Consider the following 14,527-nt stretch of genomic DNA (forward strand, 5'->3'; position numbering starts at 1 on the left):
GGCCGGCCGTACGCTCAGCGCAGGGGCGTTTGCTCCAGTACGGCGCGGGCCTGAGGGTTCAAGCTGTAGCACTTGTCGCTACCCAGCTGGATGACGCCTTCGGCGCAAAGGCGCTTGAGCACTTCGCGCACGCTGAGGAACGACAGCGGGATATCCAGCTGTTCCAGTTGGGCGTGCACGCCGCGCACGCCAATGCTGCGGCCATTGCGGTCGGCGGCGTGCAAGGCGTCGATTACCTTGAGCCGGATCAGGCTGGTCCGCAGGCCGAAGGTGCGTAGCAGCTCGCGGATCTGTTCGTTGCCGATGCGTTCTTCAGAAAAAACGTCCTGTCCGTTGGGCGCTTTGCCTGGGACGCGCCCGGCGTGAGTCGAGGGTTGCGGGTTGTACATCTGAATGCTCCTTTTCGTGGACGAACCCGAAATGTGGTTGCCTCACTTACTAGGACGAATGAGAACGCAAAAACTGCAACCCACTCGTGAAAAAAATGCCTGTTTCTCATCAAGACGTTCCACCGCCTTGTAAAACGTAAAATTTTCATCTGGCCATTCGTCTGATCGGGATGACCCCCGAATCCGAGGAGTGCCCGTGTTTACAGTTTCCCGTCCCATGACTTGCGCTGGCCTGGCCGCTGCGCTGGTGGCCTTCAGCGTTAGCGTTCAGGCGCAGCCCGACCTTGATGCCAGTGCGCAGATCCGTCGAACCAGTTACGCGGTGCCGCACATCGTGGCCAAGGATGAGCGTGGTCTGGGCTATGGTGTCGGCTACGCCTACGCGCAGGACAACGTGTGCCTGCTGGCCAACGAGGTGCTGACCGTGAGCGGCGAGCGGTCACGCCATTTCGGTGCCAAAGGCAAGACCCTGGAACAGCGTGACAACCTGGCCAGTGACCTGTTCTTCACCTGGCTCAACAGCCCGGCGGCGGTCAGCGCGTACTTGCAAGCGCAGCCTGCGCCGGTGAAGGCACTACTGGAGGGTTATGCCACTGGCTACAACCGGGCCTTGGCTGAGCGCCGCAGGCAAGGTTTGCCTGCCGAGTGTGGCAATGGCGAGTGGGTGCGGCCCATCAGTAGCGAGGACCTGGTCAAGTTGACCCGTCGGCTGCTGGCCGAGGGCGGTGTCGGGCAGTTCGTCGAGGCGCTGGCGGGGGCGCAACCACCTACGCAGGCCCGCCAGCAGGCGCCAGCGAGCTTCGCCGCTGCATTGGCGAGGCAGGAACGCTTCGCGACGGAGCGCGGTAGCAATGCCGTGGCGGTAGGCGCGCAGCGTTCGGCCAATGGTCGCGGCCTGTTGCTGGCGAATCCGCACTTTCCGTGGATGGGCGGCATGCGCTTTTACCAGATGCAACTGACTATCCCCGGTCAGCTCGATGTGATGGGGGCGGCGTTGCCGGGGCTGCCGATGATCAACATCGGTTTCAACCGGCATCTGGCCTGGACGCACACCGTCGATACGTCGAATCACTTCACCCTGTACCGCTTGCAGCTTGATCCCAAGGACCCGACCCGTTACCTGCTCGATGGCAAGTCGCTCCCATTGGCTCGGCAAACCATCCGCGTTGCGGTCAAGGCTGAGGATGGCAGCCTGAGCCAGGTGGAACGGCAGGTCTACAGCTCGCAATTCGGCCCGGTGGTGCAGTGGCCTGGGCGCCTGGATTGGGATGCACAGGCGGCCTACAGCTTGCGCGATGCCAACCTGGACAATACCCGGGTGCTGCAGCAGTGGTACCAGATCAACCGTGCCGACAGCCTGGCCGCGTTGAAAGGCTCGGTCGAGCAACTGCAGGGCATCCCATGGGTCAATACCCTGGCGGTGGACCAAGGCGGCCGGGCGTTGTACCTGAACCAGTCGGTGGTGCCATATGTGGATCAGCCACTGCTGGACGCCTGCAGCAACCCGAAAGGGCAGGGGCGCCTGGTGGTGTTGGATGGTTCGCGCAGCGCATGCCAGTGGAAGGTCGATGCACAGGCCGCGCAACCGGGCATCTTCCCCGCGCGGCTGCTGCCGAACCTTGAGCGCGAAGACTTCGTGCAGAACTCCAACGACCCGGCCTGGATGGCCAACCCGGCGCAGCCGCTGACCGGTTACTCACCGTTGGTCAGCCGCAATGACCAGCCGTTGGGCATGCGCGGGCGCTTTGCCCTGCAACGCCTGCAGGGCACGGCAAAGCTGGGCGTTGATGACCTGCAGCGCATGGTGACCGACGACGAGGTGTACTTGGCCAGCCTGGTGCTGCCAGACCTCCTGCAATGGTGCAAAGGCGCAAGCGCCGATGTGCAGCCCGTGTGCAGCAGCCTGGCGGCCTGGAATGGCAAGGCCGACCTGGACAGTGGCATCGGCCTGGTGCATTTCCAGAACCTGTTCACTGCCCTGGCCGAGCACCCGGAAAGCTGGCGGGTGGCCTTCAACCCGGCCGATCCGCAGCACACCCCGCGAGGCTTGGCAGTAGAGCAAGCGGCCGTGAGCAAGCTGGTGCACGAGGCTGCGCTGGCTTCGCTCAAGCAGGTGAATGAAAGCGGCGTGGCGGGTGAGGCGCGTTGGGGGCAGGTACAGCAGGCGCTCGATGGCACACCGGTGCCGGGTGGCCCACAGGCGCTGGGCGTGTATAACGCGATGTACAGTGTGCCGCACGGTCAGGGCAAGCGGCTGGTGGTGAGCGGTACCAGCTACCTGCAACTGGTCAGCTTTACCGACAAGGGGCCAGAGGCTCGTGGGTTGCTGGCGTTTTCCCAGTCAAGCGAAGCAGCTTCGGCGCATGCCAGTGACCAGACCAAGGCGTTCGCGGCCAAGCAACTGGCGGTGATTCCGTTTACCGAGGCGCAGATCAAGGCTGATCCGGAATATCGGGAAGTGCTGATCAGTGAAAGGGACAAGGGGGGAGTGGCACAGCAGTAAGGCATGCCGGCCTCTTCGCGGGTAAACCCGCTCCTACAGGATTTACGCGTCCGTTGTAGGAGCGGGTTTACCCGCGAAAGGGCCGGCCCGGGCAACCCTGCACACTCAGGAAAACTCGAAAGGCGCCAGTTGAAACCCTTGCTCATCCACCTGCAAGGCCCAGCCCCGGCGGTCCCAGTCCCCCAGCACGATACGCCGTGCCGGCTGCCCATCGACCACCAACTTGTGAATTGCTGGCCGGTGGGTATGGCCATGCACCAGCGTACGCACGCCATGCGCTGCCATCACCTTGGGCACTTCATCCGGTGTGACGTCGACAATCTCGGTAGACTTCATCCGCGTTTGCGTGCGGCTTTCGCTGCGCAGCTTGCGCGCCAGCTTGTAGCGGGCCGACAGCGGCAAGTGGCGCAAGATCCACAAACTCAGCGGGTTGCGCAGTAAACGGCGCATCTTCATGTAGCCCAGGTCGCGGGTGCACAAGGTGTCGCCATGCATCAGCAGCACCTGCTCGCCGCCCAGCTCGATCACGCTGGGGTCGCTCAACAGCGTGCAGCCTGCTGCGTCGCAAAAGGTCTGACCAATCAGGAAGTCACGGTTGCCGTGCATCAGGTAGATGGCCGTGCCGCTGTCGCTCAGCCGGCGCATGGCCTGGCAGATCGACTGCTGGAAGGGCGTCATGGCATCGTCGCCGATCCACGCTTCGAAGAAATCGCCAAGGATGTACAGTGCCTTGGCGTGCCGGGCACGACCGTCGAGCAGATCAAGAAACGCCCGGGCAATGTCCGGGCGTTCTTCTTGCAAATGCAGATCGGAGATCAGCAGTATCACCCAATGATCTCGGCTTTCTCGATGATCACGTCTTCTTTCGGTACGTCCTGGTGGCCGGATTTGGAACCGGTGGCGACCTTCTCGATAGCGTCGACCACTTCACGGCCTTCGATCACTTCGCCGAATACCGCGTAGCCCCAGCCCTGCACGTTCTTGCCGCTGTGGTTGAGGAAGTCGTTGTCCGAGGCGTTGATGAAGAACTGCGCCGAGGCAGAGTGCGGCTCCATGGTGCGGGCCATGGCGATGCTGTACTTGGCGTTTTTCAGGCCGTTGTCAGCTTCGTTCTGGATGCTGGCACGCTTGTCACGCTTTTCGTTCATGCCTGGCTCGAAACCGCCACCCTGGATCATGAAGCCCTTGATCACACGGTGGAAAACGGTGTTCGAGTAGTGGCCGGCTTCAACGTAAGCCAGGAAGTTGGCAACGGTCAGCGGGGCTTTTTCGGCGTTCAGTTGCAGGACGATGTCGCCGTGGTTGGTGCTCAGTTTGACTTTGGACATGCTGAAATTCGCTCTTTCAAGGCATTTTGGAATCGGGTGCACAGATGCGCGTATTGTCACCTGACGCAGGATCGGGCGACCGCGACACACAGGCGCGGTGGCCATTTTGCCAGGCTGCGGCAAAAAGCCGTGATAAATCACGCCAGTTTGTCCGGCCCCGGCTGTCAGCAGCTTGACTGCTTCGGCTATGATAGGCCCTTTGATTCAATCGGCCTACCCAGGCTGGACACATGCATTCAAGGATCCTATGAGCAAGCCCACTGCCGACAACGCGCCCAACGCCGCTGCCAAAGGCGCCCCCGCTGTCCCTGCGAACTTCCTGCGGCCGATCATTCAGGCCGACCTGGACTCGGGCAAGCACAGCAGCATCGTCACCCGTTTCCCGCCGGAGCCCAATGGTTACCTGCACATCGGCCACGCCAAGTCGATCTGCGTCAACTTCGGCCTCGCCAAGGAATTCGGGGGCGTCTGTCACCTGCGTTTCGACGACACCAACCCGGCCAAGGAAGACCAGGAGTACATCGACGCCATTCAAAGCGACGTCAAATGGCTGGGCTTCGACTGGGCCGGCGACGTGCGTTATGCGTCCAGCTATTTCGACCAGTTGCACGACTGGGCGGTCGAGCTGATCAAGCGTGGCAAGGCCTATGTCTGCGACCTGACCCCTGATCAAGCCAAGGAATACCGCGGCAACCTCAAGGAGCCGGGCAAGAACAGCCCGTTCCGCGAGCGCAGCGTGGAAGAAAACCTCGGCCTGTTCGCCCGCATGAAAGCCGGCGAGTTCAAGGACGGCGAGTGCGTACTGCGGGCCAAGATCGACATGGCCTCGCCGAACATGAACCTGCGCGATCCGATTCTTTATCGCATCCGCCATGCCCACCACCACCAGACCGGTGACACCTGGTGCATCTACCCTAACTACGACTTTACCCACGGCCAGTCGGACGCTATCGAGGGCATTACCCACTCGATCTGCACCCTGGAATTCGAAGGGCATCGTCCGCTGTACGAGTGGTTCCTCGACAACCTGCCGGTGCCGGCGCACCCGCGCCAGTACGAGTTCAGCCGCCTGAACCTGAACTACACCATCACGTCCAAGCGCAAGCTCAAGCAGCTGGTTGATGAAAAGCACGTCGACGCCTGGGACGACCCACGCATGTCGACCCTGTCCGGCTTCCGTCGCCGTGGCTACACCCCGGCATCGATCCGCAATTTCTGCGAAATGATCGGCACCAACCGCTCCGACGGCGTGGTCGACATGTCGATGCTCGAATTCAGCATCCGTGACGACCTCGACCGCACCGCACCGCGTGCCATGTGCGTGCTGCGCCCGCTGAAAGTGGTCATCACCAATTACCCTGAGGGCCAGGTCGAGCAGCTCGAACTGCCGCGCCACCCGAAGGAAGACATGGGCGTGCGTGTGCTGCCGTTCGCGCGCGAGCTGTACATCGACCGCGACGACTTCATGGAAGAGCCGCCGAAGGGCTACAAGCGCCTGGAACCGGCTGGTGAAGTGCGTCTGCGTGGCAGCTATGTGATCCGCGCCGACGAGGCCATCAAGGACGCCGACGGTAACATCGTCGAGCTGCGCTGCTCGTACGACCCGGACACCCTGGGCAAGAACCCTGAAGGCCGCAAGGTCAAGGGCGTGATCCACTGGGTGCCGGCCGAAGGCAGCGTCGAGTGCGAAGTGCGCCTGTACGACCGCCTGTTCCGCTCGCCGAACCCGGAAAAGACCGAAGAGGGCGGTAGCTTCCTCGACAACATCAACCCGGATTCGCTGCAAGTGCTCAGTGGTTGCCGTGCCGAGCCGTCGCTGGCCCAGGCGCAGCCCGAGGACCGCTTCCAGTTCGAGCGTGAAGGCTACTTCTGCGCCGACCTGAAAGACAGCCAGCCGGGCCGCCCGGTGTTCAACCGCACTGTCACCTTGCGTGACTCCTGGGGCAGCTGAGGAAACGCCGTGCTTACCATCTACAACACCCTGAGCAAAGCGAAGGAAACCTTCAAGCCGCTGGATGGCAACAAGGTGCGCATGTATGTGTGCGGCATGACCGTGTACGACTACTGCCACCTGGGCCATGGCCGCAGCATGGTGGCCTTCGACCTGGTCACCCGCTGGCTGCGCAAGAGCGGCTACGACCTGACCTATGTGCGCAACATCACCGACATCGATGACAAGATCATCAACCGGGCCAACGAGAACGGCGAAACCTTCGACGCCCTGACCGCCCGCATGATCGACGCGATGCACGAAGACGAGCGCCGCCTGAACATCCTGCCGCCAGACCAGGAGCCGCGTGCCACCGACCATATCGCCGGCATGCACGCGATGATCCAGACCCTGATCGACAAGGGTTACGCCTACGCCCCGGGCAATGGCGACGTGTATTACCGCGTTGGCAAGTTCGTCGGCTATGGCAAGCTGTCGCGCAAGAAGATCGAAGACCTGCGCATCGGTGCACGCATCGAGGTCGACGAAGCCAAGCAAGACCCGCTCGACTTCGTACTGTGGAAAGGCGTCAAACCGGGCGAGCCGAGCTGGGAGTCGCCATGGGGCCCGGGCCGTCCGGGCTGGCACATCGAGTGCTCGGTGATGTCCACCTGCTGCCTGGGCGAGAGCTTTGACATCCACGGCGGTGGCAGCGACCTGGAGTTCCCGCACCACGAGAACGAGATTGCCCAGAGCGAGGCCGCCACTGGCAAGCAGTACGCCAACGCCTGGATGCACTGCGGCATGATCCGTATCAATGGCGAGAAGATGTCCAAGTCGTTGAACAACTTCTTCACCCTCCGTGACGTGCTGGAAAAGTACCACCCGGAAGTGGTGCGTTACTTGCTGGTGGCCAGCCACTACCGCAGCGCGATCAACTACTCCGAAGACAGCCTGCGTGACGCCAAGGGCGCGCTGGAGCGCTTCTACCACGCCCTGCGCGGCTTGCCACGAGTGGCAGCCAAGGGTGGCGAAGCGTTCGTCGAGCGCTTCAGCGTGGCGATGAACGACGACTTCGGTACCCCTGAAGCCTGCGCCGTGCTGTTCGACCTGGTGCGTGAGATCAACCGCCTGCGCGACAGCGACCCGGAGGCCGCTGCTGGCCTGGCTGGCCGCCTGCGCGAGCTGGGTGAGGTGCTGGGTGTCCTGCAACTGGAGGCTGATGACTTCCTGCGTGCCGGTGCCGAAGGCAAGGTCGATGCGGCCGAGGTTGAAAGCCTGATTCAGGCGCGCTTGCAGGCACGTACCGACAAGAACTGGGCCGAGTCGGACCGTATTCGCGACCAGCTCACCGCCATGGGTGTGGTGCTGGAGGACAGCAAGGGCACCACTACCTGGCGTCTGGCTGACTGATCGGTGTAAATGGGGCTGCTTTGCAGCCCCAGCTTTTACTTGGCTAGCCCCGCCAGTGGGCAATGCAGCACTAACTTCGCCCCACCCAACTCACTTTCTCCAATCTCCAGCCCGAACCCGTGCAGGTCGACGATCGCCGCAACGATCGACAAACCCAGCCCGAACCCGGCATGGCGATGGCCTTCATCGCTGCGATAGAACCGCTTCAGCACCGCAGTCCGCTCTTCTTCGGGAATACCCGGCCCGCTGTCCTCGATGGCCAGGTGCACGCCGGTCTCGTCCTGTGTCGCGCAAATCCGCACTTGCCCACCTTCGGGCGTGAACTTGATTGCATTGCCCACCAGGTTGGCCAGTGCCTCGAACAGCAGTTCGCGGTCACCGTGCAGAGCCGGCAGCTGCGCGGGCTGGTGCAATTCCAGATGAATACCACCATCTTCGGCCAACGGCAGGTAAAAGTCGTGCAGTTCGACCAGCAAATCATGCGGGTCCAGCTGAACGAAGCCGGCCCGGCGCTGGCGATCTTCCAGCTCGCTGATGCGTAACAATCCGCGAAAACGTGCCATCAGGGTGTCGGTTTCGCCGATGGCCTGGTCCAGTGCCTCGGCTTGCGCAGAATCCACATCGCTTTGCTGGCGAATGCGGTACAGCTGGGCGCGCAGGCGGGTGAGCGGAGTGCGCAGGTCATGGGCAATGTTGTCGCACACGCCCTTGACCTCATGCATCAGTCGCTCGATACGGTCGAGCATGGCGTTGACGATGGCTGCCAGCATGTCCAGCTCATCGCGCCGGGTCGACAACGGCAGGCGGTGGGTCAGGTCGCCAGCGACGATCAGCTCGGCCTGGGCCTGGATCGCGCGGATACGCTTGAGCGGCCTGCGCCGCAGCAGATACCAACCGGCAAAACCGGGGATCAGGGTGAGCGAGATGCCCCAGAGCAGGGCATGCAGGATGATCCGGGTAACCACGAACAGCGAGCCGTTGTCACGTACCAGTACCAGCCAGCGGCCATCCTGCACCTTGATCGCCACCGCGTCGCAGCTGTCGCGGGGCATGCGTGGGTCGTCGGCATCCAGGCAGCGCTTCAGTTCATGGACCTTGCCGTCCAGGCCAAGCTCTGCAGGCAGTGTGCGTACGCTCCCGCCGAGCGGGTTGAGCTGGCTGTCGAACAGGCCGTAGGCGTCGAAGCTGCGATCTTCGAACGCTTGGCTGGCGACCAGTGCGTCGTCCAGCTGCTTGCCGCTCATGTGCGCGAACAGGTGCTGGCGTTGCAGCATGGAGTGGCGGGTGAGTTTGTTCAGGTAGCTGGATACCTCGAAATACAGCACCCCCATGAGGATGCTGCTCCAGGCCACGAACAGAAAGCTGTACAGCGCCAGCAGGCGGCTGGTAGACGAGCTCCAGCCTTTAGACGGGTTCAGCAATGGCATAGCCGGAGCCCCGTACCGTACGGATCAGCGGCGACTGGCCGGGAGAGTCGATTTTCTTGCGCAGGCGGCCGATGTGCACGTCGATCAGGTTAGTGCCCGGGTCGAAGTGGTAGCCCCAGACTTCCTCGAAAATCATCATCCGCGTGATCACCTGGCCGCTGTGGCGCATCAGGTACTCCAGCAGCTTGTACTCGGTGGGCAGCAGGTTGAGGGTGTTATCGCCGCGGCGTGCCTCGTGGCTGATCAGGTCCAGTTGCAGGTCGGCGACCTGCAGGCGGGTCTGGGTCATGGGCACGCTGTTGCGGCGCAGCAATACCTCGACCCGCGCGGCCATCTCGTCGGAGGCAAACGGCTTGGTCAGGTAGTCATCACCGCCGGCACGCAGGCCACGCACCCGCTCATCGACGTCGGAGAGGGCGCTGATCATCAGGATCGGCGTGGCGATCTTGAGGCTGCGCAGGGTGGTGACGATGGTCAGGCCATCGACCTCGGGCAGCATGCGGTCGAGTGTGATCAGGTCGTAGCCGCCGGCAATGGCTTTGGCCAGGCCTTCACGGCCATTGTCGGCCCAATCCACGTCCAGGCCGTGGCTGGTAAGTTCGGCGACGATTTCCTGGCCGGTGACGGCGTCGTCTTCGATGGTCAGTACGCGAGGCATGCTGGTTCCTGGGCATCTAATAGAGATTTGATTGTGCCAAAGAATAGACAACCGGCGATTTAAGAAAAATTCATCTAGCGTGCGCCGATACCCTCGGCATGCATGATCTGCGCGATGATCGGCACCGGGGTCATCAGGTGCGAGCGCATCATGGCGCTGGCGCGCTTGGCGTCGCGGGCGAGGATCACCTCCACCAGTGCCGCGTGCTCTTGGCGCTTGAGCTCCAGCGCCTGTTCGGAAAACACCGTCTGCGTCAGCCACAGGTGGCGGTAGCGCTCGGCCTGGTCGAACAGGTAGGTGCGCGCTTGCAGCAGGTGCTTGGAGCCGCAGCCCGAAGCGATGGCGGTATGAAACGCTTTGTGCCGCTCATCCCACACATCCAGGCGCTGCTCGCGGGTTTTGACCTCCACTACCTTGGCCAGTGTATGCGAGTGGGCCAGCACGGACGCCTCCCAGGTGTCATCGCCGCGCTCGATGGCCAATGCAATGATCATCGCTTCCAGGTTGGCGCGGGCATCGTAGATGTCGTTCATCTCGTCCAGCGACATGGGTGCCACCCGATAGCCCTTCTGGCTGATCGCGTTGACCAGGTGCTCGGCCACCAGTTGTGACAGTGCTTCACGCAGCGGGCCCACGCCGAGGTCGTAGCGTTCCTTCAGGGTGCTCATCAACAGTTTTTCACCCGGCTTGAACACGCCACGGATGATGTCCTTCTTGAGCCTCTCATACCCGCTGAATGCTGAGTTTTGTCGGGGGGCGAGCGCTTCCAAGATCCTGTTCCTCAAAACGTTTTGGCGATCATACCGAAACCGTCTGCTGACGAAAAACAATGGACAATCACGGTCAATGGCTACGAAATATAAAAATGTAGACATTTTGCGTGAGTGGCGATATTTTTAGCTCGCCCGCACTGATCCAGGTCACCACCTGGCGGCGCCAACCACCTTTTTTTGCCAGGACACTGCCATGAACGCCTTTACGCAGATCGACGAACTTGTGATGCCGCTGCCGCTCGAACCGCGTGGTTACACCATCGCCCCCTCGAAACAGTCGCCGCGCCTGCTGGAGCTGACCTTTGCCCGCGAAACCGTCGAAGCGTTCGTCCAGGCCGTTGCCCAATGGCCGGTGCAGGCGCTGGAGTACAAGTCGTTCCTGCGTTTCCGCCTAGGCGAAATCCTTGATGAGCTGTGCCAGGGCACCTTGCGCCCGGTGCTGCTCAACACCATCCTCGACCGCGCTACAGGTGGCATGCTGATTACCCCGCTGGGCCTGGACGACGTGAGCCAGGCGGAGGACATGGTCAAGTTCACGACCGCCTGCGCCCACCTGATCGGCCGTTCCAACTACGACGCCATGAGCGGTCAGTTCTATGCGCGCTTCGTGGTGGTCAACACCGACAACTCCGACAGCTACCTGCGCCAGCCGCACCGGGTCATGGAGCTGCACAACGACGGCACCTTCGTTAACCAGATCACCGACTATGTGCTGATGCTGAAGATCGACGAAAAGAACATGGAAGGTGGTAACTCGCTGCTGCTGCACCTGGACGACTGGGAGCAATGCGAGGAATTCTTCCGCCACCCGATGGCACGCCGCGACATGCGCTGGACTGCGCCGCCGAGCAAGAAGGTTGCCGAGGACGTCTTCCACTCGGTATTCGACACCGATGCCGAAGGCCGCCCGACCATGCGCTACATTGACCAGTTCGTGCAGCCGGAAAACTACGAAGAAGGTATCTGGCTGAACGCCCTGTCCGATTCGCTGGAAGGTAGCGAGAAGAAGGTGTCGGTACCGGTGGGTGTAGGCAGCTTCTTGCTGATCAACAACCTGTTCTGGCTGCATGGCCGCGACCGCTTCACCCCGCACGAGGGCCTGCGCCGTGAACTGATGCGTCAGCGTGGTTACGTCGCCTTCCCCAAACCGCTGTACCAGCGCGGGCAATAATGACAGGGCGCAGGGCGGGCGCCCGCCCATGCGCCTTTGCACAAAACGATGCCACCAGGGCCCGCGCGGGCCTTGGTGAGCCAGCCAGGCAATGCCTGCGTGTGAGGTAAGGTTGTGTACGATTTCATCATTATTGGCGGTGGCATTGTGGGCATGTCCACGGCCATGCACCTGATCAAGGTCTACCCGGACGCGAAAATTCTCCTGCTGGAGAAGGAATCCGGCCCGGCCCGCCACCAGACCGGCCACAACAGCGGCGTGATTCACGCTGGCGTCTATTACACTCCGGGTAGCCTCAAGGCGCGCTTCTGCCTGGAAGGCAACAAGGCCACCAAGGCCTTCTGCACCCAGCACGGCATCCGTTTCGATGAGTGCGGCAAGTTGCTGGTGGCGACCAACGACCTGGAAATGCAGCGCATGAAGGCGCTGTGGGAGCGTACTGAGGCCAATGGCCTGGAGCGCTACTGGCTGTCGGCAGACGAGTTGCGCGAGCGCGAGCCCAATATTGTGGGAATGGGTGGCATCTTCGTGCCGTCCAGCGGCATCGTCAATTACGCCGAAGTTACCGCCGCCATGGCCGCGGAATTTCAGCGTGCCGGTGGCGAAATCCGCTATGGCGCCGAAGTGGTCGGTTTGCAGGAACAGGCTAGCGAAGTGATCGTACGCACACAGCGCGACGAATTCCGCAGCCGCTTCCTGGTGACCTGCTCTGGCCTGATGGCCGACCGCGTGGTGAGCATGCTGGGCCTGCGCACCGAGTTTGTCATCTGCCCGTTCCGTGGTGAGTACTACCTGCTGCCCAAGCAGCACAACCAGATCGTCAACCACCTGATCTACCCGATTCCCGACCCGTCGATGCCATTTTTGGGCGTGCACCTGACCCGCATGATCGACGGCACCGTCACCGTCGGCCCGAACGCCGTGCTGGCGATGAAGCGCGAGGGCTACCGCAAGACCGACGTCAGCCCCAGCGACCTGTTCCAGACCCTGACGACCCCCGGCATTCTCAAGGTGCTGGCGAAGAACTTCCGCCCGGGCCTGATCGAGATGAAGAACTCGCTGTTCAAGGGCGGCTACCTCAAGCAGGTGCAGAAGTACTGCCCGAGCATCACCAAGGCCGATCTCACCGCTTACCCGGCCGGCGTGCGTGCCCAGGCGGTGTCGCGCGACGGCAAGCTGATCGACGACTTCCTGTTCGTCAACACTGCGCGCAGCGTCAACGTGTGCAACGCACCGTCACCGGCCGCCACCTCGGCCATCCCCATCGGCGCCTACATCGTCGAGAAAGTGTGTGAGCAGGTCAGCCTGCAAGGGGGCAACTTCCCCAAGGCAGATCGTGCAGCCCGCCAGCGGGCTGCCAGCTGACGCACCCGTAATACCTCTGCGGTTTCGTTTTACTCAACCCGAACTGCCCTACTCACCATTTAGGGCAGGGCGGGCTTTTTCGCGCCTGCGTCGGTGATCGTGCAGCCGACGGCCCCTGCGTGGGCAAGACAAAAACAACAAGGTAGTGCCATGCAAACCCACAAGAACAATTTGAGTCATGGATTGAAATCACGGCATGTCACCATGCTGTCCATTGCCGGCGTGATCGGTGCCGGGCTGTTCGTTGGCTCTGGTCGTGCTATTGCTGAAGCGGGGCCGGCCACCATTCTGGCCTACATCCTGGCGGGTGGCCTGGTGGTGCTGGTGATGCGCATGCTGGCCGAAATGGCCGTTGCTTCACCAGATACCGGTTCGTTTTCCACCTACGCCGACCTCGCCATCGGAAAATGGGCCGGCTACACCATCGGTTGGCTGTATTGGTGGTTCTGGGTGTTGATCATCCCGATCGAAGCCAACATCGCCGCCACTATCATCAATTCCTGGGTCCCGCAGATGGAGATCTGGGTGTTGTCGTTGGTGATTACCTTGTTGCTGACCGCCACCAACCTGTTCAGCGTGAAGAACTACGGCGAGTTCGAGTTCTGGCTGGCACTGGTAAAAGTGGTGGCGATTGTCGCTTTCATTGCACTGGGCGTGTGTGCCATTTTCGGCCTGCTGCCTGGCTCCGGTGTCAGCGGTGTTTCGCGCCTGTGGGAAAACGGCGGCTTCATGCCCAATGGTTTCGGTGCGGTGCTGAGCGCCATGCTGATTACCATGTTCTCGTTCCTCGGCGCCGAGGTGGTAACCATTGCCGCTGCTGAATCGGATGAAGCGGGCAAGCACATTTCCAAGGCCACCAACTCGGTAATCTGGCGGATTACCTTGTTCTATATCCTATCGATCTTCATCGTTATCGCGCTGGTGCCGTGGACCGACCCGCGTCTGGCCACCGAGGGATCCTACTTCGCAGTGCTGGACACCCTCGGCGTGTCGAATGCCAAGGCCATCATCGATTTCGTGGTACTCACATCGGTGACCAGTTGCCTCAACTCGTCGCTGTACACCGCTTCGCGCATGGTCTACTCGCTGAGCCGTCGTGGTGATGCACCGGCCTGCGCCCAGGTGACCAGTCGCAGTGGCACGCCCGTGGTGGCTGTGTTGCTGTCCACCGGCGCAGCGTTTTTGGCGGTGATCGCCAATTACCTGGTCCCGGCCAAGGTGTTCGGCTTCCTCATGGCCAGTTCCGGCGCCATCGCACTGCTGGTCTATCTGGTCATCGCCATTTCCCAGCTGCGCCTGCGCCAGCGCTTGACCGCGCAAGGCAAGACCCTGGATTACCGTATGTGGTTGTTTCCGTGGTTGACCTGGGGTGTGATCCTGTTCATCAGTGGCGTGCTGGTACTGATGCTGTTCCGTCCGGATCACCGGCTGGAAGTGGTATCGACCATGGTGCTGGCGGTGCTGGTGGTGTGCTCCGGCTTGCTGGTCACGCGCCGCCGGGCACGTGGGGTACCTGTGCGCAGCGTAGGGCAGGGCGCCTGACAAGTCTGGTCTGAAGACAGACGAGCAA

12 protein-coding genes are annotated in these 14,527 nt (G+C 61.9%); 6 read left to right on the top strand and 6 right to left on the bottom strand.

Going from position 1 to position 14,527, the window contains the following annotated elements:
• Positions 1–14 precede the first annotated feature (14 nt).
• Positions 15–389 carry a fe2+ zn2+ uptake regulation protein gene (locus QQL85_RS10820; protein WP_284353743.1) on the bottom strand — a complete coding sequence of 125 codons (375 nt, stop codon included), beginning with the start codon at positions 387–389 and terminating at the stop codon, positions 15–17.
• Between the two features lie 196 nt (positions 390–585).
• On the opposite strand from QQL85_RS10820, the gene pvdQ reads away from it, so the two are divergent.
• The gene (pvdQ, locus tag QQL85_RS10825) at positions 586–2,892 is read left to right on the top strand and encodes a bifunctional acylase PvdQ (protein ID WP_284353742.1); all 2,307 of its coding nucleotides are present in this window, start codon (positions 586–588) and stop codon (positions 2,890–2,892) included.
• Positions 2,893–2,997: 105 nt separating this feature from the next.
• On the opposite strand, the gene QQL85_RS10830 is transcribed toward pvdQ, so the two are convergent.
• Together QQL85_RS10830 and QQL85_RS10835 are read right to left on the bottom strand one after the other, a co-directional pair.
• On the bottom strand, positions 2,998–3,720 hold the full coding sequence (locus QQL85_RS10830) for a UDP-2,3-diacylglucosamine diphosphatase (protein ID WP_284353741.1): 723 nt from the start codon (positions 3,718–3,720) through the stop codon (positions 2,998–3,000).
• On the bottom strand, positions 3,717–4,220 hold the full coding sequence (locus tag QQL85_RS10835) for a peptidylprolyl isomerase (RefSeq protein ID WP_234225084.1): 504 nt from the start codon (positions 4,218–4,220) through the stop codon (positions 3,717–3,719). The genes QQL85_RS10830 and QQL85_RS10835 overlap by 4 nt, the downstream gene beginning before the upstream one ends.
• Positions 4,221–4,467: 247 nt before the next feature.
• Between QQL85_RS10835 and QQL85_RS10840 the strand changes: the two genes are divergently transcribed.
• Positions 4,468–6,171: a glutamine--tRNA ligase/YqeY domain fusion protein gene (locus tag QQL85_RS10840; RefSeq protein ID WP_284353740.1), complete on the top strand. Its 1,704-nt coding sequence runs from the start codon at positions 4,468–4,470 to the stop codon at positions 6,169–6,171.
• Positions 6,172–6,180: 9 nt separating this feature from the next.
• Positions 6,181–7,563 (top strand): cysteine--tRNA ligase, encoded by a 1,383-nt coding sequence (gene cysS, locus QQL85_RS10845; protein WP_284353739.1) that lies wholly within the window; start codon positions 6,181–6,183, stop codon positions 7,561–7,563.
• A 35-nt stretch (positions 7,564–7,598) separates the two neighbouring features.
• Here the strand turns inward: cysS and QQL85_RS10850 are convergent, their stop codons facing one another.
• From QQL85_RS10850 to csiR, 3 genes are all read right to left on the bottom strand, one after another.
• A complete protein-coding gene (locus QQL85_RS10850; RefSeq protein WP_284353738.1) occupies positions 7,599–8,990 on the bottom strand; it encodes a sensor histidine kinase in 1,392 nt (463 codons plus the stop codon).
• Positions 8,968–9,648 carry a response regulator transcription factor gene (locus tag QQL85_RS10855; protein ID WP_016714103.1) on the bottom strand — a complete coding sequence of 227 codons (681 nt, stop codon included), beginning with the start codon at positions 9,646–9,648 and terminating at the stop codon, positions 8,968–8,970. Before QQL85_RS10855 ends, QQL85_RS10850 begins: the two co-directional genes overlap by 23 nt.
• Positions 9,649–9,722: 74 nt before the next feature.
• Positions 9,723–10,418 (bottom strand): DNA-binding transcriptional regulator CsiR, encoded by a 696-nt coding sequence (csiR, locus tag QQL85_RS10860; RefSeq protein WP_284353737.1) that lies wholly within the window; start codon positions 10,416–10,418, stop codon positions 9,723–9,725.
• Between the two features lie 196 nt (positions 10,419–10,614).
• Here csiR and glaH point away from each other — a divergent pair, with 196 nt between their 5' ends.
• From glaH to gabP, 3 genes are all read left to right on the top strand, one after another.
• Entirely contained in the window at positions 10,615–11,592 is a 978-nt protein-coding gene (gene glaH / locus QQL85_RS10865) for a glutarate dioxygenase GlaH (RefSeq protein ID WP_284353736.1), read from the top strand.
• Between the two features lie 114 nt (positions 11,593–11,706).
• Positions 11,707–12,957, top strand: a complete 1,251-nt coding sequence (gene lhgO / locus QQL85_RS10870; RefSeq protein WP_284353735.1) for an L-2-hydroxyglutarate oxidase — start codon at positions 11,707–11,709, stop codon at positions 12,955–12,957.
• Positions 12,958–13,107: 150 nt separating this feature from the next.
• Positions 13,108–14,499, top strand: coding sequence for a GABA permease (gene gabP / locus QQL85_RS10875; protein WP_284353734.1), 1,392 nt, complete (start codon positions 13,108–13,110; stop codon positions 14,497–14,499).
• Positions 14,500–14,527 lie beyond the last annotated feature (28 nt).

This window comes from Pseudomonas putida, from assembly GCF_030159595.1.
Lineage (GTDB): Bacteria > Pseudomonadota > Gammaproteobacteria > Pseudomonadales > Pseudomonadaceae > Aquipseudomonas > Aquipseudomonas putida_AC.

Excerpts from the sequence above, each read along its gene's own strand:
- QQL85_RS10850 (WP_284353738.1), bottom strand. The coding sequence starts at position 8,990 with ATGCCATTGCTGAACCCGTCTAAAGGCTGGAGCTCGTCTACCAGCCGC.
- QQL85_RS10835 (WP_234225084.1), bottom strand. The coding sequence starts at position 4,220 with ATGTCCAAAGTCAAACTGAGCACCAACCACGGCGACATCGTCCTGCAA.
- gabP (WP_284353734.1), top strand. The coding sequence starts at position 13,108 with ATGCAAACCCACAAGAACAATTTGAGTCATGGATTGAAATCACGGCAT.
- QQL85_RS10855 (WP_016714103.1), bottom strand. The coding sequence starts at position 9,648 with ATGCCTCGCGTACTGACCATCGAAGACGACGCCGTCACCGGCCAGGAA.
- glaH (WP_284353736.1), top strand. The coding sequence starts at position 10,615 with ATGAACGCCTTTACGCAGATCGACGAACTTGTGATGCCGCTGCCGCTC.
- QQL85_RS10840 (WP_284353740.1), top strand. The coding sequence starts at position 4,468 with ATGAGCAAGCCCACTGCCGACAACGCGCCCAACGCCGCTGCCAAAGGC.
- QQL85_RS10820 (WP_284353743.1), bottom strand. The coding sequence starts at position 389 with ATGTACAACCCGCAACCCTCGACTCACGCCGGGCGCGTCCCAGGCAAA.